Source organism: Massilia niabensis (assembly GCF_042655085.1).
GTDB classification, from domain to species: domain Bacteria; phylum Pseudomonadota; class Gammaproteobacteria; order Burkholderiales; family Burkholderiaceae_D; genus Telluria; species Telluria niabensis.
Genome location: NZ_JBHSMU010000009.1, coordinates 490559 through 509734 on the forward strand (window position 1 = coordinate 490559; position 19176 = coordinate 509734).

General features: G+C 65.3%; 16 protein-coding genes. All 16 read right to left on the bottom strand.

All coding sequences use genetic code 11. The features are described from left to right. Positions 1 to 26: 26 nt before the first annotated feature. Genes ACFPN5_RS10350 through ACFPN5_RS10425 form a run of 16 tightly spaced genes read right to left on the bottom strand, consistent with a single transcriptional unit; the run spans position 27 to position 18924 of the window. Complete coding sequence (locus ACFPN5_RS10350; RefSeq protein WP_379782834.1) at positions 27 to 1004, bottom strand: polysaccharide deacetylase family protein; 978 nt, start codon at positions 1002 to 1004, stop codon at positions 27 to 29. Beyond that, the gene (locus tag ACFPN5_RS10355; protein WP_379782836.1) at positions 1001 to 2083 is read right to left on the bottom strand and encodes an acyltransferase family protein; all 1083 of its coding nucleotides are present in this window, start codon (positions 2081 to 2083) and stop codon (positions 1001 to 1003) included. Before ACFPN5_RS10355 ends, ACFPN5_RS10350 begins: the two co-directional genes overlap by 4 nt. Beyond that, positions 2080 to 3441: a putative O-glycosylation ligase, exosortase A system-associated gene (locus tag ACFPN5_RS10360; protein ID WP_379782838.1), complete on the bottom strand. Its 1362-nt coding sequence runs from the start codon at positions 3439 to 3441 to the stop codon at positions 2080 to 2082. The genes ACFPN5_RS10355 and ACFPN5_RS10360 overlap by 4 nt, the downstream gene beginning before the upstream one ends. 3 nt (positions 3442 to 3444) lie before the next feature. Then, positions 3445 to 3567 carry a hypothetical protein gene (locus ACFPN5_RS10365; protein WP_379782840.1) on the bottom strand — a complete coding sequence of 41 codons (123 nt, stop codon included), beginning with the start codon at positions 3565 to 3567 and terminating at the stop codon, positions 3445 to 3447. 16 nt (positions 3568 to 3583) lie between these two features. Further along, on the bottom strand, positions 3584 to 4780 hold the full coding sequence (locus ACFPN5_RS10370; protein ID WP_379782842.1) for a glycosyltransferase family 4 protein: 1197 nt from the start codon (positions 4778 to 4780) through the stop codon (positions 3584 to 3586). Next, positions 4777 to 5991 (bottom strand): TIGR04063 family PEP-CTERM/XrtA system glycosyltransferase, encoded by a 1215-nt coding sequence (locus ACFPN5_RS10375; protein ID WP_379782844.1) that lies wholly within the window; start codon positions 5989 to 5991, stop codon positions 4777 to 4779. Before ACFPN5_RS10375 ends, ACFPN5_RS10370 begins: the two co-directional genes overlap by 4 nt. After that, the gene (locus tag ACFPN5_RS10380) at positions 5991 to 7919 is read right to left on the bottom strand and encodes an XrtA/PEP-CTERM system amidotransferase (protein ID WP_379782846.1); all 1929 of its coding nucleotides are present in this window, start codon (positions 7917 to 7919) and stop codon (positions 5991 to 5993) included. The genes ACFPN5_RS10375 and ACFPN5_RS10380 overlap by 1 nt, the downstream gene beginning before the upstream one ends. After that, positions 7907 to 9091: a TIGR03088 family PEP-CTERM/XrtA system glycosyltransferase gene (locus ACFPN5_RS10385; protein ID WP_379782848.1), complete on the bottom strand. Its 1185-nt coding sequence runs from the start codon at positions 9089 to 9091 to the stop codon at positions 7907 to 7909. The genes ACFPN5_RS10380 and ACFPN5_RS10385 overlap by 13 nt, the downstream gene beginning before the upstream one ends. Before the next feature lie 2 nt (positions 9092 to 9093). Next, positions 9094 to 10644 carry an exosortase A gene (gene xrtA / locus ACFPN5_RS10390; protein ID WP_379782850.1) on the bottom strand — a complete coding sequence of 517 codons (1551 nt, stop codon included), beginning with the start codon at positions 10642 to 10644 and terminating at the stop codon, positions 9094 to 9096. Continuing rightward, positions 10635 to 11828 carry a TIGR03087 family PEP-CTERM/XrtA system glycosyltransferase gene (locus tag ACFPN5_RS10395; protein ID WP_379782852.1) on the bottom strand — a complete coding sequence of 398 codons (1194 nt, stop codon included), beginning with the start codon at positions 11826 to 11828 and terminating at the stop codon, positions 10635 to 10637. Before ACFPN5_RS10395 ends, xrtA begins: the two co-directional genes overlap by 10 nt. A 3-nt stretch (positions 11829 to 11831) precedes the next feature. Continuing rightward, positions 11832 to 12938 (bottom strand): FemAB family XrtA/PEP-CTERM system-associated protein, encoded by a 1107-nt coding sequence (locus tag ACFPN5_RS10400; RefSeq protein ID WP_379782854.1) that lies wholly within the window; start codon positions 12936 to 12938, stop codon positions 11832 to 11834. After that, on the bottom strand, positions 12935 to 13819 hold the full coding sequence (locus tag ACFPN5_RS10405) for an XrtA system polysaccharide deacetylase (protein WP_379782856.1): 885 nt from the start codon (positions 13817 to 13819) through the stop codon (positions 12935 to 12937). Before ACFPN5_RS10405 ends, ACFPN5_RS10400 begins: the two co-directional genes overlap by 4 nt. Further along, positions 13816 to 14853 (bottom strand): XrtA/PEP-CTERM system-associated ATPase, encoded by a 1038-nt coding sequence (locus tag ACFPN5_RS10410; RefSeq protein ID WP_379782858.1) that lies wholly within the window; start codon positions 14851 to 14853, stop codon positions 13816 to 13818. The genes ACFPN5_RS10405 and ACFPN5_RS10410 overlap by 4 nt, the downstream gene beginning before the upstream one ends. Before the next feature lie 13 nt (positions 14854 to 14866). Beyond that, a complete protein-coding gene (locus ACFPN5_RS10415) occupies positions 14867 to 16417 on the bottom strand; it encodes a TIGR03016 family PEP-CTERM system-associated outer membrane protein (RefSeq protein ID WP_379782860.1) in 1551 nt (516 codons plus the stop codon). Further along, positions 16398 to 17360, bottom strand: a complete 963-nt coding sequence (locus ACFPN5_RS10420; RefSeq protein ID WP_379782862.1) for an XrtA-associated tyrosine autokinase — start codon at positions 17358 to 17360, stop codon at positions 16398 to 16400. The genes ACFPN5_RS10415 and ACFPN5_RS10420 overlap by 20 nt, the downstream gene beginning before the upstream one ends. A 43-nt stretch (positions 17361 to 17403) precedes the next feature. Beyond that, positions 17404 to 18924, bottom strand: a complete 1521-nt coding sequence (locus tag ACFPN5_RS10425) for an XrtA system polysaccharide chain length determinant (RefSeq protein ID WP_379782864.1) — start codon at positions 18922 to 18924, stop codon at positions 17404 to 17406. Positions 18925 to 19176 lie beyond the last annotated feature (252 nt).

The window sequence follows — 19176 nt, forward strand, 5'->3', positions numbered from 1 at the left end:
GTTTCTATACCTAATAAAATCTTTGCTTATGCGGCCAACCAGCGCAACAGGCGCAGGCCGAACATCAGCGGTGTCTTGTCCCAGGGCCGGCTGCGCGCCAGCTGGAAGCGGTCATGGCCACGGGTAATCGGGCCGGGCAGGGTGGTGAAGGCGGCGTCGAAACCGGCCTCCTGCACCATGGCCGCGTGGCGGGCATCGAAATCCTTGCCGGGCTTGCCGTTCGGGTAGGCGAACAGGCGCACCGGTCGTCCGACGATCTCCTCCAGGTCGGCCTTGCCGGCAGTGATTTCGAGGCGCGCCGTGTCGTCGTCGAGGCTGGTGAGGATCGGGTGGGTCACCGTATGGGCGCCGATCTCGATGCCGCCCCGCTGCAGGTTGATGATATTCTCCGGCGTGAGCATCAGGCCGGGCGCGAGGTCGTCGCCGACCATCGACTCCAAGCGTTCCACCAGCGCGGCGCGCGCTGCCGGCGCCAGGTATTTCGAGCGCTCGGTCAGCCGGCTCAGGCTCTGCTTGCGCGCTTCCAGGGTGCCCAGCGCATAGCTGCCCAGGCCTTGGTCGGACAGGTCGAGCGTATCGTCGCTCAGGCCCTGCACCGCTTCGATGATGCGGTCGTTCCACATGTTGCCTTCGCCTATGAAGCCGCTGGTGACGAACACCGTGGCGGGCAGGCCGAATTCGCGCAGTACCGGCAGCGCCAGGTCGTGCACCGAGCGGTAGCCGTCGTCGAAGGTGATGCAGACCGCGCGCGGCGGCAGCTTGCCGGCGTCGAGCGCCGCCAGCGCCACAGGCAGCGGCAGCACGTTGAAGCAGCGCGCGAGCAGGGCCATCTGCCAGCGGAAGGTGGCGACGTCCGGCTCCGACTCGAGCAGCGGGTCAGGCACCTCGAGGATACGATGATAGTTGACCACGCATAGCCGGTTGCCGCGCCCGGCCAGCGCGATGGCCTTGCCCACCGCGTGGATCAGGCGTTCGGTCAGGTATGAATGTCGATTCAATGTCATTGGCGGGCGTTGCTGTGCGTTGCGGAGGGGGGTATGGCCTGGCCCCGGACGGTCTCGCGGCGCGGTGCCCGCCCCAGCAGTTCGGCAGGGGAACGGGGGAACAGGAAGCGCCGCGCCAGCGGCTGTTCGGCCAGCACCCGCGCCAGTGCCGCGCTGATCAGGACGGTAAGGAGCAGCGAAACGGCAAACAGCAGGCCCAGCGGCCAGTCGGCGGCAAAGCGCTGCAGGCCCTTGTACACGGCCAGCGCGACGAACGCGTGGAACAGGTACACCTGCAGGCTGTATTTGCCGCATCGTTCAAGGAAACTTCCGAGTCGCAGGCGCGCCAGCTGGAACACCATCAGCACGCCGGTGACGGCCTCCAGGTCGTTCAGCAGCAGGGCATACGGCTGACGGTAGTCCGCCACTTCTGCAAAGCCGATCTCGGCGTGCAGCCCGGCCTGCACCTGCGCATACTTGACCGCGGCGGCAATGCCGGTCGCGACCAGCAGCGCCGCCAGCGGCGCCATGCGCTCGTAGACCTTGCGGTGCAACAGGACACCGAGGTAGGCCAGCGGCACCACATACACGGCCGGCAGCAGGCCGAGCGGCAGGTAATGTTCCGCCTCGCGGGCAATGGTGCCGATAAACGGATGCGCCAGGCACAACAGGGCAATCGCGGCGACCTTGCCGGCCTGGCCGGCGTTCTCGATGGCGGTGCGCAGGGTGACCAGGGCGATGAACGACGGCAGGAACCACAGCAGCGCCATCTGCGTGACCTGCTGCAGGATGTGGGAGTTGCCGCTGTACAAAGCATGCAGCCAGAGTCCCGCCTGGCTCGCGGCGGTAACCGGGGTCAGCCAGGCGTCCAGGATCGCCATTACGGTAACGAAGACGAAGAACGGGAAGTAGAGGCGGAACAGGTAAGTCAGATAATCCTTCGACCATGGGGCGGTCGGCCTGAGGAAGGGGATCATCAGGAAGCCGACCACATGGAAGGTGAAGCCATCGAGCAGGCGCGGCAAGAGGCTGCGCACATACTCGTTATGGTCGAGTACCACGAGCAATACCAGTATCCCCTTGAGGATATTCTGGTTCATTTCACCAGCTCCACACGCGCTGGCAGGATGGGCTCGGCTGCCGGGTTGGGTGCTACCGCCAGCGCAAGCGTGGCCGGCAGCACGCGGGCTTCGAGCACGATCAGCAGCGCAAACAGTGCAAAGATGAGGTCGAAGTAAGCAAAGCTGAGCGAGGCCCCGCCCAGTGCAAACGCGAACACGCTCAGCTGCAGCATGGTCGCCAGCGTGCGCAGCCACTTCGGGCCTCCTGCGCGCTTGACGCTGAGCGCAATGCGCTTGGCCTTGCGGAAGGCGCCGATCAGGCAGGCCAGGTAGATCCCGAGCCCGACGAAGCCGTGATCCCCCATTACCTGGAAGTACACGCTGTGGGCGGCGCGCGCCACTTTCGTGTTCGGCAAGGCAGTGCCCGTGTAGAACCACTCGTAGTTGAAGAAGTCGCGCGACAGCTCGGACCAGACCGAGAACGTCTCGAGCGCCTTGAAGCCGCCACCGAAGATTGGATTTTGCACGGCCAGGATGAAGCTGAGCTTCCAGGCCACCACCCGTCCCATGAAGGACGCATCCTCATCGGCGGTTTCAAGCGTGTTCATGCGCGAGGACCACTCGTCCGACACGAGGTACGACATGCCGATCACGAGCGCCACGATCAGCAGCAGCACCGGCAGCTTGCGGTCGGTCTTGATGAACAGGTAAGCGCCGAGGCCGGCCAGCGCGATGAAGCCGCCGCGCGACTGGGTGCCGATGACGCCCGCCACCAGCAGTACCATCGTGCCGAGCAGGCCAAGCCAGATGATGCGCGAACGCTGGCCATACTCGCCCAGCAGGTAGTAGCAGATCGGCAGGGTCATCACGAACGCCACCGACAGCTCGTTGCGGTCGCCCAGCACGTGGCCAGGGAGGCCCGAGATCTTGTGGCCACCGCCGCTGAGCACGAATTTCAGCGCCTCCAGGTCGGCGTAGAAGCCCACCGACAGCACCACGCACCACAGGAAGAAGTCGACGTGCAGCTTCTTCTCGATAATCAGGAGCACGAACACGAACAGCGCGATCACTTTGGCGAAGCGGTTCCAGTACTCCCAGGAACGGTCCGGCGGCGCCAGTGTCAGCACCGTCGACACGGTCGTCCAGAGGAAGAACAGCAACACCATCGCGCCCAAGGTCCCGAGTTCGAGTTTGGGCTTGTTCTTCATGACCAGGTAGCTGACGACGGCCACGGCGGTGAACAGCAGGTTGTAGCGGATGTTGCCGGCCATGCCGTACACCCAGGCGTTGGGGAAGAACAGCGCGGTCCAGATCCACATGCCGACGCCGATGAATGGACGCTTGGCCATGAAGTACAGCATGAACGGCAGGACGCTTAACAGTACGAGGTCGCGCATGGATCAGCCCTGTCCCGATTTCTTGCGTTGCTCTTCGGCTGCGGTCTCGGCCACATCCGCGCGCAGTGCCCAGCGGCACACGAACAATAAGACCAGCAGGTCCAGGGCCCAGAGAAGTGATTCCATCGTGGTATCGGTTCGGTTAAGGCGTACGGCAAGCTAGCGCGCCGGACGGTTGGCGCTGGCGCCGGTTGAGGATGTCTTCGAACAGGCTGAGCTGTCCCGCGGTGGTGTCGTCCCAGCTGAAGCCTTCCGCATAGCGGCGGGTGGCCGCGCGGTCCGGGTAAGCGGCGCGCAGGGCGTTGACGGCATCGGCCAGCGCCTGCGGCGTGCGCTCGGCCATCAGGACACCCGCTTCCGGTGCCGCCACCACTTCCGGGGTGCCGTACACGCGGCTGGCGACCACCGGGGTGCCGCAGGCCATGGATTCTAACAGGACGTTGGCCCAGCCTTCGCGCGACGAGGCCAGCACCAGGGCGTCGGCCGCCCCGTAGTGGCTGCGCAGCTGGGCTTGCGGGACGGCGCCGAGGAAGTCGACACGATCGCTGAGGTTCAGGGTGCGCGCCAGGTCTTCCAGCATCTGCCGGTTCTGGCCGTCGCCGGCCACCACCAGGCGCACGCCGGGCAGCAGCGGCAGCGCCGCAATGATCAGTTCCTGCGCCTTGACCGGCACCAGGTGGCCGACCGTCAGCAGGGTGAATGTGTCGGTCGCAGCCGCACGTTCGGTCGGGCGGAACAGCTGCAAATCGACGCCATTCCTCAGCGAGGTCACGCGGCCGGCATCGACGCCGAGCGCGACGACTTCATCGCGCAGCGCATTGCAGACGGTAATGACGGCGTCGGCGCGCCTGGCAGCCCAGCGGATCATGCGGCGCGGCAGCGGATAGTTCGGCAGCAGCGTGATGTCCGAACCGCGCGCGGTGATGACCAGCGGCTTGTTGAAGTATTTGGCGAGCATGGCCGCGGCCACGCCGTCCGGATAAAAGTAATGGGCGTCGATCAGGTCGAAGTCATAGCCTTCGTCCAGCATGCGCGCGATCGTCGGCTTGGCCGCCTGGGCCAGCAGCAGGGGCGCGACGTTCATGCCGATTTTCGGGATCGTCGGATAGCGCGGGTGCGCCACGCGCAGGCCGTGACGCAGTTCCTCGCGCGGGACCCGCGCCTGCTTCGCATAATTGCCGAAGCGCGGATGGGTCGACGGGAACCAGGGCACCGGCGCGACCACGCGCGCCTCGACCTTGCCGCTGGCGACCAGGTGGCGCAGGCGCGTTTCGACGAAAATCCCATGGCCGGGCTTTTCGCTGTTCGGGAACAGGGTGCTGAAAGTCAGGATTTTCATGCAGCGCAGCGCCGCGTCAGGCGGCCATAGATGTCCTGGTAGCGCGCCACGCTGACCGGCCAGTTGCGCTCGGTCTCCACGTAGTGGCGGCCGTTGGCGCGCAACTGCGGCCATTGTTCCTGCTGCTCGAGCAGGGCGCCGACCTTTTCGGCCAGCGAGGCCGGATCGGCAGCCTTGAACAGCACCCCGGTCTTGCCGTCTTCGATCAGTTCCAGGTGGCCGCCGACGTCGGACGCGGCCAGGATGCGGCCCTGCGCCATCGCTTCCAGCGGCTTCAAGGGCGTGACCAGTTCGGTCAGGCGCATCGGCAGGCGCGGGTACACCAGCACGTCGAGCAGGTCGTAGTACATGTTGACCTGGTCGTGCGGCACGCGACCGGTGAACACCACCTTGTCGGCGATGTTCAGGTCCTGCGCCAGCTGGCGCAGCTGCGCATCCTGGGGACCGCCGCCCACCAACAGCACGCGCAGGTCGGGGATCCGGCTTGATAAGGCAGGCACGGCGCGCAGCAACACGTCCAGGCCTTCATAGGCGTAGAACGAGCCAATAAAACCGATCAGGCGCGCGCCGGCCAGGCCCAGGCGGCTTTTCAGGTCCTGGTCGGCAGTGCCACCAACGGCGAACTTGTCGATGTCGACCGCGTTCGGGATCACGGTCACCTTATCGGCCGGGATGCCGCGCGCGACGATGTCGCGGCGCAGGCCTTCGCAGATGGTGGTCACGGCATCGGCCTGGCGCAGCGCATAGGTCTCCAGCGCGCGCGTGGCCCGGTAGCGCAGGCCGTTTTCGGCACTGGTGCCGTGGTCGACCGCCGCGTCTTCCCAGAAGGCGCGCACTTCGTACACGACCGGGATGCCGAAGCGTTTACCCGCGCGCAGGGCGGCGATCGCGTTCAGGCTCGGCGAGTGCGCGTGCAGCACGTCGGGTTTGATCTGGGGGATGATCTCGGCCAGGCGCCGGGCCAGGCCGTCGATGACTTCCTTCTGGTTCAGCACCGGCAGGCGGGCGAGGGCTCCGGTGGATTTCGGCGTGCGGTAGAAATGCAGGCCATCCACGGTTTCTTCCAGTGCGTCGTCGGAATTCTGCTTCGAGCCGGTGACGTGGAAGGTTTCCCACCCCAGCGCGCGCTGTTCGCGCAGGATCGAGCGGGTACGGAAGGTGTAGCCGCTGTGCAGCGGGATCGAATGGTCGAGGACGTGAAGAACACGCATCAGTTGCTCCTTGGGGCGGCAGTGGTGGCTACGCCGGCGCCGTTCTTGCGCAGGAAGGCTTCGAACATCAGTACCGACCACAGCGCCGTGCTGTGGTCCTTGGTGGCGGCCTGGTGTTCGTCGACCATCTGCTTGAGAGTGTTGGGATTGAAAATGCCGGTGTCGAGCAGGGCCGGATTGAGCACCGCCGATTTCATGGCGCCGGCCAGCGGACCGCGCAGCCAGCTTGCCAGCGGGATCGAGAAGCCCATTTTTTTACGGTACAGGATGTCGTCGCCCAGGTAAGGTTTGAGCGCCTTCTTGAAGATGTACTTGCCTTCGCCGCTGCGCAGCTTGCAGGAGGACGGCAAGCCCGAGACCCATTCGACGAACTGGTGGTCTAGCAGGGGCACGCGCACTTCGAGTGCGTGCGCCATCGATGCGCGGTCGACCTTGGTGAGGATGTCGCCCGGCAGGTAGGTCTTCATGTCGATGTACTGGATCAGCGACAGCGGGTCGTCGGTCGGCGCGTTGTTCGCATAGCCGCGCATGACTTCCACCGCGCGGTAGCCCTGCAGCTTGCTCTTGAAACCGTCCGAGAACATGCCGCCGCGCACGCGGTCGTTGTTGATCGACACGCCGTGGAAGTAACCCTCGGTCAGGTCGCGCGCGAGTGCTTCGAAGGTGGTCTTGGCGCGGAACACGCGCGGCGCCCAGTCGGCCTTCGGATAGGCTTTGCCGAGCAGGCCGAATACCGGTTTGCGCAGCGCGAGCGGCAGCATCGAGCGCACGCGCTCTTCGCCCATCGCCATGCGGTGGCGGCGGTAGCCGGCAAAATTCTCGTCGCCGCCGTCGCCCGACAGTGCAACCGTCACGGTCTTGCGGGCCAGTTCGCAGACGCGGTAGGTCGGGATGGCCGAGCTGTCTGCATACGGTTCGTCGTACAGGCCGGCGAGCAGGTCGAGCAGGCCGTAATCGTCCTTGTCGACGATCTCGCTCTGGTGCTTCGTCTTGTAGCGCTCGGCCACCTGGCGCGCATAGGTCGACTCGTCGAAATCCGCTTCGTCGAAGCCGATCGAGCAGGTGTTTACCGGCTGGTTCGACAGGCCGGCCATCATCGCCACGATCGCGCTCGAATCGACGCCGCCCGACAGGAAGGCGCCGAGCGGCACGTCCGCTTCCATGTGGCTCTCGACCGCTTCACGCAGGCGGTGGATGGTTTCGCCCTCGATGTCGCCGTCGGTCATGCCGACATGCGGCGTGAACGGCACGTCCCAGTACTGCTTCGAGGCCGGCAGCGTGGCCATGCCCGGGGTCAAGGTCAGCGTGTGGCCCGGCAGCAGTTTATGGGCGCCGGTGAAAATCGTGCGCGGTTCCGGCACGTAGCCGTAGGCGAAATATTCCTCGACCGCGCAGGGGTCGATATCACGCACCAGGTTCGGCAGCGTGAGCAGGGATTTCAGTTCCGAGCCGAAGGCGAACATCCCGTCCGGCAGCAGCGCGTAGTGGAAAGGCTTGATGCCGAGGCGGTCGCGCGCCATGAACAGCACCTGTTTATTCCGGTCCCAGATCGCGAAGCCGAACATGCCGCGCAGGCGGTGCACGCACTCCTCGCCCCATTCTTCCCAGGCGTGGACGATGACTTCGGTGTCGCAGCGGGTGCGGAACTCGTGGCCCAGACCTTTCAGTTCCGTCATCAGGGCGCGGAAGTTGTAGATCTCGCCGTTGAATACGATGACCACACTGTGGTCTTCGTTGAACATCGGCTGCAGGCCCGAGGCGACGTCCATCACCGACAGGCGGCGGTGGCCGAAAGCGACGCCCGGCTCCAGGTGCAGGTCGCCCTCCGACGGACCACGGTGAAATTGCGAGTCGTTCATACGCTGCAGCAGGGCCGGGTCGATCGCTCGCCCGCCGCGCAGGTCAAAAATGCCAGTTATTCCGCACATGGTGTGATTGCTTGTTGAGGTGTTGTCTTGCTTTTGCAGAGGCGGTCGTAAAGGCCGAGATAAGCGGTCAGCATGGCCGCCATGCTATAGGAGTGTTCGATGCGCGCGCGCGCCGCGCGTCCGTGCGCCGTTGCGAGATCCGGGTTGCGCACGTAGGCGGCCAGCGCCTGCGCCAGCGCTTCCGGGTCGCCCGCCGGCACCAGCGTGCCGTTCTGGCCATGGGTCACGATTTCCGGGATGCCGCCGACGCGGCTCGCCACTACCGGCAGTTCGCTGGCCATGGCTTCCAACAAGGTCACCGGCGTGCCTTCGGCGATCGAGGGCAGGGCGAACAGCGAGAAGCCGCCCAGCACCGCGGCGACATCCGCATGCGCCCCGGCGAAGACGATGTCTGCGCCGGCACCGCTTGCGGCCGCCTGCGCTTCCAGCCGCGCGCGCAGCGGGCCGTCGCCGACCAGCACCAGGCGCAGTTTTTGATCCGGAATGCGCACCCGCAGGCGGGCGAAGGAGTCGATCAGGCCGGCGTGGTTCTTGACGTCCTGCAGGCGCCCGACCGCGCCGATGACGAAGGCGCCGTCCGCGCGCCAGGCAGCAGCTGCCGGGTTCACCGGCGCTCCGGCGTAAAAACGTTCGGTGTCGACGCCGTTGATGATGGTTTCCACCTTGCGCTGCGGCAGGCGCACGGTCGACTCGAGCCAGTGCGCGAGGTCGTTTGACACCGGCACGTAGCGGTCGATCACCTTCGCCAGCAGGCGCCGCAGCAGGTTGTGCTTGCGGTTCAGGCCTTGCGGGTCGGACGCGTCGCGGCCGTGCTCGGCGTGGATGCGCACCGGCACTCCGGCCAGCAGGGCGACCGCCTGGTATTCGATGGTGCCGAGATTATAGGTGTGCAGGATCGCCGGGCGCAGGCGGCGCAGGAGCTTGAACAGTGCCAGGTGCACCTCCGGCGCCAGTCCGGGTGCCTTGTGCAGGGCGAACAGCTCGACGTCGGGGCGCTGGATGCGCTCGGCGAAATCCGTGTAATCGGTCAGGCAGACGATCGCATGCCGGTAGCGCCCGGCCGGCATGCGGTTGATCGTGTCGACCAGCAGTGTTTCCAGGCCGCCGATGTCGAGGCGGTAGATCAGGTGCACCACAAGCGGGGCGGTGCGTTCAAGCGTTACCACAGCCATGCTTACCGTCCCCGCGTCGCCAGCAGCGTCGCCTCGATGGCGCCGCGACCGCGTTCGGCAAAGGCGCGCAACGCGGCGCGTGCCGCCTGCGGGTCGTCGTTCACGGGCGTTGCCAGCACCAGCAGCGCGCCATCGTCGCCATGGAACAGCAGCTTGGCCCGCGCCTGGTGCAGTTTGCCGACGACGTTGCTGGTCGTGTTCTGGCCATCGATCCACATCCAGTGCCAGACCAGCAGCGGACCGCCGGGACCGGCCAGGGTGCTTTCGCGCACGGCCAGTCCGCCTTCGACGCGGCCGCTGCTTGCGGTCGCATGCCAGGCATCCTTCGGGCCGGCCAGGCGGTTGAGCGAGCTGATCAGGTTTTTGCTCTTGTCCTGGTTGCGGTAGTACAGCACCTGCAGTTTGACCGGGCGGCTGCCTTGCGTGTACACACCGGCGACCCGGGCGTCCGGGGCCATGTAGTCCGGTTCCCAGCCCGGGAAGCGGGCGGCGCTGTCCAGGCCGGCCAGCTGCGGCAGGGCGAGCAGCACCGGCTGCGGATTGCGGTTGGCGCGCTCGTTGTACGCGGCAAAGGCCGGCCAGACGGCGGCCACGGCGACGATCGCCAGGGCCATCGGCAGCAGCGAGCGGGCAGGCGCGGCAGCGGAAAGCGGCGCGCCGGCACCGGCCGCTTGTGCATGCGGGGCGACCGGTGCCGGTGCTTCTTCCTGGCGCCAGTAGCTGCCGATCCAGAACATCAGGAACATCACGATGCCGAAGAACAGCCAGCCGTAGATCAGGTGGTCGACGCCGGTGGCCAGCTCCATGCCGCTCATGTGGCCGATCATGACGATCATGTAGGCGCGCAAGCCGTTGGCGATGATCGGCACGATCACGGACAGGCCGATGAACAGCGCGCGCCGCGTCGTCGAGCGGTAGGTCAGGTAGGCGTACAGGCAGCCGAGGGTGATCGAGGAGATCAGGTAGCGCACGCCGCTGCAGGCTTCGACGACCGACCAGCTGCCGGTAGGCAGGTCGAAGCGGGTGCCGTTGCGCAGCACCGGGATACCGGTCATCTGCACCGCCCAGACCGTGAAGTCGGCGGTGATGCCGATCAGCGGATCGACGAAGACTTCGCCGAAGGGCACGGCGAACAGCAGGAACAGCAGCGGGAAGGTCAGCGAGCCGGCCAGGCGCCGGCCCAGCAGGGCAAAAGCGGCCAGCGGGAACATCGCGACGAACGCGTATTGCATTACCACCTGGACGCCGGCGATGCGCGCGGCGAGCCAGCCGGCGCCGGCGACGGCGAGCAGGGCCAGTGCCGGCCAGGCCGGCTGCGCGGGAATGGCCGAAAAATTGGCGCGCCGGCGCCAGATCAGCCACAGGCTGATCGGCACGATGGCGTAGCCGTGGGCGAAGGTTTCCGAGCTGTTCCAGACGTCGACGATCGAGCGTGCGGTATCCCAGTAGAGCACCAGCGGCGCGAGCAGCGCCAGGACGATCAGGAGCAGGCTGGATGTGGCAAGTGGGCGAGCGGAGGTGGCGGTCACCCCCGGTGGCGGTTTCAGGAACATTCCAGTCGCTCCCCGATGCAGGCCAGGTTGCTCGGCCAGCTGTATTGGCGTTCGACGCAGGTGCGGGCGGCGTGCCCCATCACGTCCTGGCGCGCGTGCAGCATGCCGCTGACCGCTTCGACAAAGGCCTCGGCGCCGTCGGCCAGTACCAGCTCCGCACCCGGCCTGGCCTCGATGCCTTCGAGCGCCTGCGGCGACACCACGACCGGGGTCGCCATCGCCATTGCTTCGAGCACCTTGTTCTGGATGCCGCGCGCGATGCGCAGCGGTGCCACCGACGCCTGGGCGTGCGCGATGTACGGACGCACGTCCGGCACGGTGCCGGTCACGGTCACGCCGGGGAGGTTGCCCAGGTCGCGCACGGCCTGGGTCGGGCGGGCGCCGACGATGTAGAAGCGCAGGTCGGCGAAACGGGTGCGCAACTGCGGCAGCACCTCGCTCGAGAACCACTGGACCGCGTCCACGTTCGGCCAGTAATCCATGGCGCCGGTGAACACGATCGCGCGTTCGCCCGCCGGGTAGGGATTAGCGTACTCGGTGTGCGGGCTGAAGTAATCGGTGTCGACGCCGTTGTTGAAGAAGCCGATGCGCGCGCTGCTTTCCGGCGCCAGGTCGCGAAACAGCGCCGCTTCCGGCGCCGAGACGAACAGCGAGGCGTCGTAGTCGCGCGCGACGCGGCGTTCATACGATAACAGCTGGCGCGCCTCGTGGCGGTACAGCCAGCTCATCGGCCAGGATTTCTGGTCGGCGTACTGCCGCCATTTATCCGAATCGACGTCGCAGAAATCGACCACGCGGCGCGCCTGCGGGTATTTGTCGGCGTACTGCGCCATCGCCGACGAGAACACCAGCACGCGCGAGATATTGTGGCGAGCGACAGTGGCGTCCACCCAACGTTCCAGGCTGGCGTCGCGGTAGTAGTCGAGCGACAGCGAACGGTTTTTCAGCAGGGCGCCCAGGCTGCGCACGCGCGCCAGCGTCGGATTGAGCGGCGCGAAATGGCTGCTCGCGCACATCGCCTCGACCTTCGGCACGTGCTGCCAGTCGTCGGCGTCGTCCACAAACGTAGCGAGATGGACGCGGTACTGCCCTGCCAGGTGCTTGAGCAGGTGGTACGAGCGGATCTTGTCGCCCTTGTTCGGCGGGTAAGGGATCCGGTGGATCAATAGCAGCAGGTCTTCCACGGATTACCCCAGGTTGCGGACGATGTGTGGCCCGATCAGGTTTGCCAGTGGGATTGGCAACTTTTTCCACATCTTGATGAAGAGCTGGTATTTCGGGTTCAGCGGGTTATTATCGGGCAACGCATCGGCGCCGTACAGCTTGTATTCGTAAGGCAGGTGCTGGGCCGTGAAACCCCAGTTCTTCTTGAAGTCGTAGGCGCCGGTGCCGAGCTTGCTGCGGCCGAAATCGAACAGGCGGCAACCACGCGCGGCAGCTGCCTGCATCAGGTTCCAGTACATGAAGTCGTTGCCCGCCACTTCGCGCGCCAGGTCCATGCCGCCGCCGTAGTAGGGCACGACTTCGTCGCGCCAGTAGAAGCTCAGTACCGAGCCGACCAGGCGGCCGTCATCGGTGACGATGGTGCGCACTTCGCACTCGTCGCCGAACTCTTTTTGCAAGAGCGCGAAATACTTTTTCGGGAACACCGGGGTGCCGAGGCGGTGCACGCTGTGCGAGTAGGCCGTGAACAGGCGATCGACATGGTTGTCGACTTCGCCGCGCAGGCCGAGCTTGATCCCTTTACGGACCATCGCGCGCTGCTTGCGCGGGATCGCGTTCAGGTTTTCCTCGTCGTCGCCCGAGATCTCCTTGCGGAAGGTGACGTACAGCTCTTTCGTGTGCCAGGAGGCGTCGCCCGGGTGCGCGCGTTCCATGCCGCGGTATTCGAGGTGGCCGACGCCGAGTTCGCGCGCCAGCTTGTCGGCGGCGCCGTCGAGCAGCGCGCGTGCGCCGTCGCCGATCGCGGCCACGCCGCCGTACACGCAGAAGGGCATCGCGCCCAGCGAGTGGCCGAACAGGCGGCTCTTGATCTGCGCCAGCGGCAGCACGCCCTGGATCTGGCCGTCCTGTTCCACGTAATAGAACCAGGTCTTGATGCCGAAGGACTGCTCGATCACCGGCTGCCAGCCGGACAAGTGGAAGAAGGTGGCATCCGGGCAGCTGCGGACGAAGGCGTCCCAGCGGGCCCGGTCTTGCGGTTTCAACAGGTGCAGGGTGGCTGGGGAAGAGGACGGCACGGCATGCGCGCGCCCCGCCCGCATGACCTGCGAGTTTTCAATAATCGAATTCATGGCTTGTTCAGGAAAATGCGGTCCATCCGGTCCCACGCGAAATCGCGGGCAAGGGCGGCGAGGCGCCCTTCCATGCGATCGAGGTTGATGTAGTGGCGGAAGCGCGACTTGGCATCCAGGCCTTGCGGGCGCGGCTGGCCAGGATCGACTTCCCACGGGTGGAAGTAAAACAGCGCCGGCTCGGCATCGAGCTCGTTGACGCGCTTGACCATCCAGCGCGACAGCGCGTACGGCAGCAGGCGGAAGTAACCGCCGCCGCCGGCCGGCAGCTTGCGCCCGCCCAGCATCGCGGTCGTGATCGGGATTTCCAGCAGGCCGTCCGGGCCGTTCGGATAAAAGGCGAAGCGCGGCGCGTCCGGCATGCCGTAGTGGTCATGGGCGATCGGGTAGATGCTCGAGCTGTAGCGATAACCCGCTTCCGTCAAGGCTTCGAGCGCCCACAGGTTGCCATGGCCGATCGAGAAGCTCGGTGCGCGGTAGCCGATCACTTGCTGGCCGCCGATGTCTTCCAGCAGCGCTTTCGCGGAGCGGATGTCGTTGTCGAACTCCGCGCGGTTCTGGTCGGATGCGCGCTGGTGGCCATAGCCGTGGCTGGCCAGTTCATGGCCGGCGGCGACGATGCGGCGCACCATTTGCGGATAGCGTTCGGCGATCCAGCCGAGCGTAAAGAACGTCGCCTTGACGTCGTTTTTCTCGAACAGCGCCAGGATGCGTTCGATGTTGGCCTCGACGCGGCATTCGCGCGTCGGCCAGCTGTCGCGGCTGATGTAGGGAGCGAATGCCGAGACCTGGAAATAGTCTTCGACGTCGCAGGTCATGGCATTGCGGATGCGCTCGCCCGGCTGGCGCTGCGGCCGGGCTGCTGGGGTCTGCATCTTCATTCCTGGGTGTCCACGGGTTGTGCCGCCTGCACCCCTTGCGGGTTGGCGACGATTTTTTTCAGGATCGACAGCACCGAGACGACCGATTTCTCGAGGCGCATCATGCGCTCGTCGAGCACTTCGATGCTGTCGCGGCGTTCGCCCATGTGGCCCATGCCGTCGGCCAGCAGCTGGCCGTTCATTGCCGCGCCGGTAGCCGGTGTGTTCATGATCTCGGGCTGCTGGAATTCTTCGCTGATGTCGCCGATCACCGTCTGGATGTGCTCGCCGGTGAAGTGGTGCAGCTCTTCCAGGTAGCCCATCAGCAGCACGCGGTCGAGCAGCGTGTTGGTCTTGCGCGGAATCCCGCCTGTGTAGCCGAAAATGGCGGCATGGGCGTCGTCGTCGAAACTCGGGTCGCCGTTCCAGCCGACCGTGTGCAGGCGGTGTTCGATATAGGCGCGGGTTTCCTGCGCATCCATCGGGCCCAGGTGGTAGCTGGCGATGACGCGCTGGCGCAGCTGCTGCATGCCGGGGCTGTGCAGGGTGCCGCGGAATTCCGGCTGGCCGAGCAGGAAGGTCTGCAGCAGGGATTTTTCGTCGGTCTGGAAGTTCGACAGCATGCGCAGTTCTTCCACCGTCTTCGGGTTCAGGTTCTGCGCTTCGTCGATCACGAGCAGGGCACGCTTGCCCTGGCGGTCGACGTTGTGCAGGAACTGCTCGAGGCGGGTCAGGAGGTCGGTCTTGGTCGCGCCTTCATGGGGCAGGCCAAAGCTCGATGCCACCATGCGCAGCGTGTCGTCCGGATCCAGGTGGGTGTTGACAATGTGGGCGGCGACGATCTGCTCGTGCGTCAACTTGTTGAACAGGTTGCGCACCAGCGTGGTCTTGCCGGCGCCGACTTCGCCGGTCACGACGATGAAGCCCTCGCCCTGCGACAGGCCGTACTCGAGGTAGGCCATGGCGCGCTTGTGGCCTTTGCTGCCAAAGAAAAAGTGCGGGTCGGGGCGCAGCTGGAAAGGCTTGGCGGTGAAGCCATAATATGATTCGTACATCGTGTCACTCCACTTAAAGCTCGGCTGATAGGGTGGCGCTGATCGAATTGGCGTAATAGTGCCTGCTGGTAAGGCCGTGCTCGCCGCGCGCGTGGCGCAGCTCGACGACGCCTTGCATCTTGCGGCTGAAAATCTGCCTCATGCCCATGCTGAGCGTTTGCTGGGACCGTACGATGTCGGTATCCAGGTTACGCGAGCGCGTCGCCGTCAGGCCCGCCGTCGCGCTGGTCTTGGTGTTCAGCCGGTAGCTGTGGGCGATGTTGAAGCCGACCTGGCGCACGTTGTTGTTGAGTGCGAACAGCTCGCTGCCGACCAGGCTGTTGTCGGCCTCGCCCGTGGACAGCACAACCCGCTCGCTGGCAAACGCCGACAGGACCGTGCTGTGGGTGCTCCAGTTGTAGACCATAGACGCCCGCGCCTGCTTCTGGCGGAAGTAGCGGTTGGTCAGGTAGTTCACTTCTTCGATCAGGGTCGGCGGCAGGCCGGTGACGCGCAGGTAGGCGTCGATCGCCTCGCGCCGCGCGAACGCATCGGGAATCGTCACGGCGAACAGCGAATCGAGCATGCCCGCGGTGTCGAGCGCCGTCGGCAGTGCAAACTGCGCACGGGTGGTCGTCACGTTGTCCGAGTAGGTCAGACTGGTGACGGTATGGCGGCTGCGGTGCGAGGCCAGCAACGCGCCGGTCTTGCCCAGGAAGTGGCGCCCGGCCTCGACATCAAGCCTGGTGCGGCCCGTCGGCCGCCAGTCGAATCCGGCCGACCAGCTTTTCCCTTCGGTGCGTCCGCCCAGGGAATTGAAGTCGTAGCTGTCGTAGCCGCCGCTGGCGGTCAGCCGCAGCGTGCGGTTGAGGCGATAGTTCAGCCTCAGCTTGGCGTTTTCCGACGCGGAGTCGGGGAATTGTTTGTTGTCGACGTCCTGGCGCGCATAGCTCAGGTTCCAGCCCAGGTCCTCCCATGAGCGTCCGCTTGCCAGGGTGAACGACGGACCGTGGGCGGTGCTGCTGCCATAGCGCGACCGGTCGGCTTCGACGCCGTTCAGGGTGTAGCGCAGCGTCGCGTAGGCAAAGTTGCCGAAGCGCTGGTTGATATTCGGGCTGATGCTCCAGGTGCTGACGTCGGCGACGTTCTCGTTGCTGTAGCGGGCTTCCTTGCCCAGCAGGCCGAAGGCCGAGATCGCTTGCGTGCTGCTGCGCGCGCTCGCGTCGACGTACATGAATTCGTCGATCACCTTCAGGCGGCCGGCCGCGTCGTACTGGACGCGGTTCCTGCGCGAGGTGCCGCGGCCGCCGCCGATGTAGCCGAACAGCGAGGCGCTCGCGTTGACGCTCCCCTGCACCCACCGGTTCTGGCCGTAAGCGCTGATCCCGGGCATGACCTCGGTAATCAGGCGGGCATTCCTGTTCGTGCTGCCACGGTTGGCGTTATCGGTGAAGGTTTCGGTAATCGACAGCGATGGCGTCACGCGCCACTGGGCCTGGGCCGGCAGCACCACCAGCAGCGCCGCTGCCAGCGGCAGAAGCCGTGGCAGCCTGCCGATGATCTGCTTAGCCGTAGTTGTAGTCATACTTCTCTTCGATCCCCGGGATGTCCCGCGCCTTGTTATAGATGAGGTTAACGTTATTGCAGCCCTCGAGCTGGCGCAGCGATTCCTTGACCGCCTGCTGGGTCGTGCCCTGGGCCTCGACTACCATCACGATCTGGCCCATGTGGCTCGCCAGGACGCGCGATTCGCTTGTCAGCAGCAACGGCGGCGAATCGAAAATGATGACGCGGTCCGGATAGCGGTGGGCGATCTCGTTGACCAGGTTGCTCATTGTCGAACTGGCCAGCAGTTCGGTGGCACGCGGCGTGCTGGTGCCGGCCGGCAGGATGCTCAGCGTGTCGACGTTGGTGCGCAGCATCACGTCCGACAGGTCGAGCTTGTCGTCGACGAGGATGTCCATCAGGCCGCGTTCGGCCGGCAGGCCAAGCGTGCGCAGCACCGAAGGGCGGGCGACGTCGGCGTCGACCAGCAGCACCGTGTGGTCGAGTTCCATCGCGATGCTCATCGCCAGGTTGATCGCGCAATACGTCTTGCCTTCGCCCGGCAGCGAGCTGGTGATCATGATCAGGTTGTTCGGGCGCGCGCCCTTGGCCTGGCTGAAGGCGCGCTGCAGCAGCGGGCGCTTGATGACGCGGAAGTCTTCGAGCAGGCTGGTGCGGCCGCTGGCGGCCGTCACCAGGCCCGCTTCGCGCATCGCCGCCAGGTCGAGTTCGACCTTGCGGGTGCCCGGCTTCGGGGGCGTCATGCGCGGCGACTCGAGGTGTGGCTCGGTGCGTCCGGCGCGTGCCGGCGCCGCAGGGGAGGCGACCGCCGGGGAGGCGGCAGCAGCGGGGGGAACAGGGTTGACAGGCGCCGCATGCGGTTGCAGCACGACCACCTGGTCGTCGTGTTCGACAACGACAGGGGCCGGCGCTTGCACGCGGGTGTGGTCAATGCGGCTGGCCGCTTTTTCGATAATGCTCACATTCGCTCCTAATATTGTTCCGTTACGGCGTGCGGTGCGCGGCTTACGCCGCCGACCCGGCCAGCATGGCGGCTACGCCGACGCCGTAGGCGCCAAACAGCACCAGCAGGGCAGCGCCGAGGCCGAACAGGCGGCGCTTGCGCATCACCTTCTGGCTGCCGGTCCAGTGCATGTTGATCGATCCGAGTACCGGGACGCCCGTCGTTTCGCGCAGTGCCGCATGGCTCAGGAAGGTCGGACGTACCTGGGCCATCAGGAAGGCGCAGACCAGGCCGGCGAGCAGGGCGGCGCCGAACACGGCCGAGAACAGTGCCAGGCGGTTCGGGCCGGACGCTGTCGTGGGTACCAGCGGCGGCTCGACCACGCGGAAGGTCATCATGTTCGTGGCCGAGGTCAGGTCGCCGGACAACCTGGCCTGTTCGCGGCGCTGGACCAGCTGCTGGTAGTTTTCGCGGTTGACTTCGTAATCACGGTTCAGCTGGACCAGCTGGGCCTCGACTTCCGGCGCCGTCGTGCTCTGGGTGCGCAGGGTCGCCACGCGGTTCGAATATTCGTTGACACGGGCACGCAGGGCGGCCACGCGCGATTCGGCATCCGACAGCGACACGGTCAACTGCTGCATCATCGGGCTGGCGGCGGCAATTGCGGGGTCGGGCCGGCTCTTCTTCGCCGCTTCCTTCTTCTGGACCTGGAGCTGCTCGACCAAGCGCTTGGTGCCGATGATGTCCGGATGCTGTTCGGTGTATTGCAGGCGCAGCGTGTCGAGGTTCTTCTGGGCGGCGGCAAGGCGGCTTTCCAGTTCCGGATCGACCACGGTACCGCTGCTGGTGACGGCGCCGCCACCAGTGGCCATGCGGCGACGGATCGCGCTGGCTGACTGCTCGGCCTCGGCCAGCTCCAGGCGTGCCTGGCTCAGGGCGTTGTCGGCGGACGCAACCTTGCTGCCGAAATCGCCGCCATTCGGCAGCAAGCCCATGTTCTTGATCTTGAATTCCTTCAACCTGTTCTCGGCCGCGGCTAGCTTTTCCTCGGTGTTGCGGATCTGGTCGTCGATGAACACGATCGCCTTGTCGGATTCCTGCTTCTTGCCACCGAAACTGCCTTCCATGAAGATCGTCAGCAGCGACTGGACCACGTCCTTGGCCAGTTTCGGATCGGTCGAGGTGTAGCTGATGGTATAGATGTCGTCGCGATTGGTACCGGCCATGGTGATCTTCGACATCAGCTCGTCGACCATCCGTTCTTTTTCGTTGGCGGTCGTTGCCTTCACGTCGAGATCGGTATCACGCATCACCTTTTCAACGTTCGGGCGGCTAATCAAGGTCTGGCGCATGAACGCGACCTGTTGCTGCACGTTCGGCAGGGTGGTCATGCCGGCCAGCAGCGGCTTGAGGATACTCTGCGTGTCGACATAGACGCGCGCCGAGCTTTCGTACTGGTTCGGCAGCTTGAGCACGACTGCCCAGCCGATCAGCGCCACCAACCAGGTGATGGCTACTGCATGCCAACGGTATTTACCGATGGCCTTAAGGAAATTCAGGATTAGGGCTGTTATCTCTGCCATCTCATCAGTCTCGCCATGAGTGCCTGGCAGGAAGCCAGGCACGAACATTCAATAAAAGAACACGCATCATCGCTTGTAGTTTGTGCAATTGCAATTGCATGCCGGAAAATCGTGCTAATAAACGCCTTGCATAGAACGCGTTACAACACAAATTCCAAACTGCAACGCCGAAAACGGGCACTGGCTGGTGTCTGAAGCGCTATTATTGCCGCCAGACAAACTTCCACACACGTAAAATGTTGCGTTTCATTA

Excerpts from the sequence above, each read along its gene's own strand:
- ACFPN5_RS10405 (WP_379782856.1), bottom strand. The coding sequence starts at position 13,819 with ATGAAGATGCAGACCCCAGCAGCCCGGCCGCAGCGCCAGCCGGGCGAG.
- ACFPN5_RS10415 (WP_379782860.1), bottom strand. The coding sequence starts at position 16,417 with ATGACTACAACTACGGCTAAGCAGATCATCGGCAGGCTGCCACGGCTT.
- ACFPN5_RS10410 (WP_379782858.1), bottom strand. The coding sequence starts at position 14,853 with ATGTACGAATCATATTATGGCTTCACCGCCAAGCCTTTCCAGCTGCGC.
- xrtA (WP_379782850.1), bottom strand. The coding sequence starts at position 10,644 with ATGTTCCTGAAACCGCCACCGGGGGTGACCGCCACCTCCGCTCGCCCA.
- ACFPN5_RS10425 (WP_379782864.1), bottom strand. The coding sequence starts at position 18,924 with ATGGCAGAGATAACAGCCCTAATCCTGAATTTCCTTAAGGCCATCGGT.
- ACFPN5_RS10400 (WP_379782854.1), bottom strand. The coding sequence starts at position 12,938 with ATGAATTCGATTATTGAAAACTCGCAGGTCATGCGGGCGGGGCGCGCG.
- ACFPN5_RS10385 (WP_379782848.1), bottom strand. The coding sequence starts at position 9,091 with ATGGCTGTGGTAACGCTTGAACGCACCGCCCCGCTTGTGGTGCACCTG.
- ACFPN5_RS10365 (WP_379782840.1), bottom strand. The coding sequence starts at position 3,567 with ATGGAATCACTTCTCTGGGCCCTGGACCTGCTGGTCTTATTGTTCGTG.
- ACFPN5_RS10355 (WP_379782836.1), bottom strand. The coding sequence starts at position 2,083 with ATGAACCAGAATATCCTCAAGGGGATACTGGTATTGCTCGTGGTACTC.
- ACFPN5_RS10370 (WP_379782842.1), bottom strand. The coding sequence starts at position 4,780 with ATGAAAATCCTGACTTTCAGCACCCTGTTCCCGAACAGCGAAAAGCCC.
- ACFPN5_RS10360 (WP_379782838.1), bottom strand. The coding sequence starts at position 3,441 with ATGCGCGACCTCGTACTGTTAAGCGTCCTGCCGTTCATGCTGTACTTC.
- ACFPN5_RS10350 (WP_379782834.1), bottom strand. The coding sequence starts at position 1,004 with ATGACATTGAATCGACATTCATACCTGACCGAACGCCTGATCCACGCG.
- ACFPN5_RS10380 (WP_379782846.1), bottom strand. The coding sequence starts at position 7,919 with ATGTGCGGAATAACTGGCATTTTTGACCTGCGCGGCGGGCGAGCGATC.
- ACFPN5_RS10375 (WP_379782844.1), bottom strand. The coding sequence starts at position 5,991 with ATGCGTGTTCTTCACGTCCTCGACCATTCGATCCCGCTGCACAGCGGC.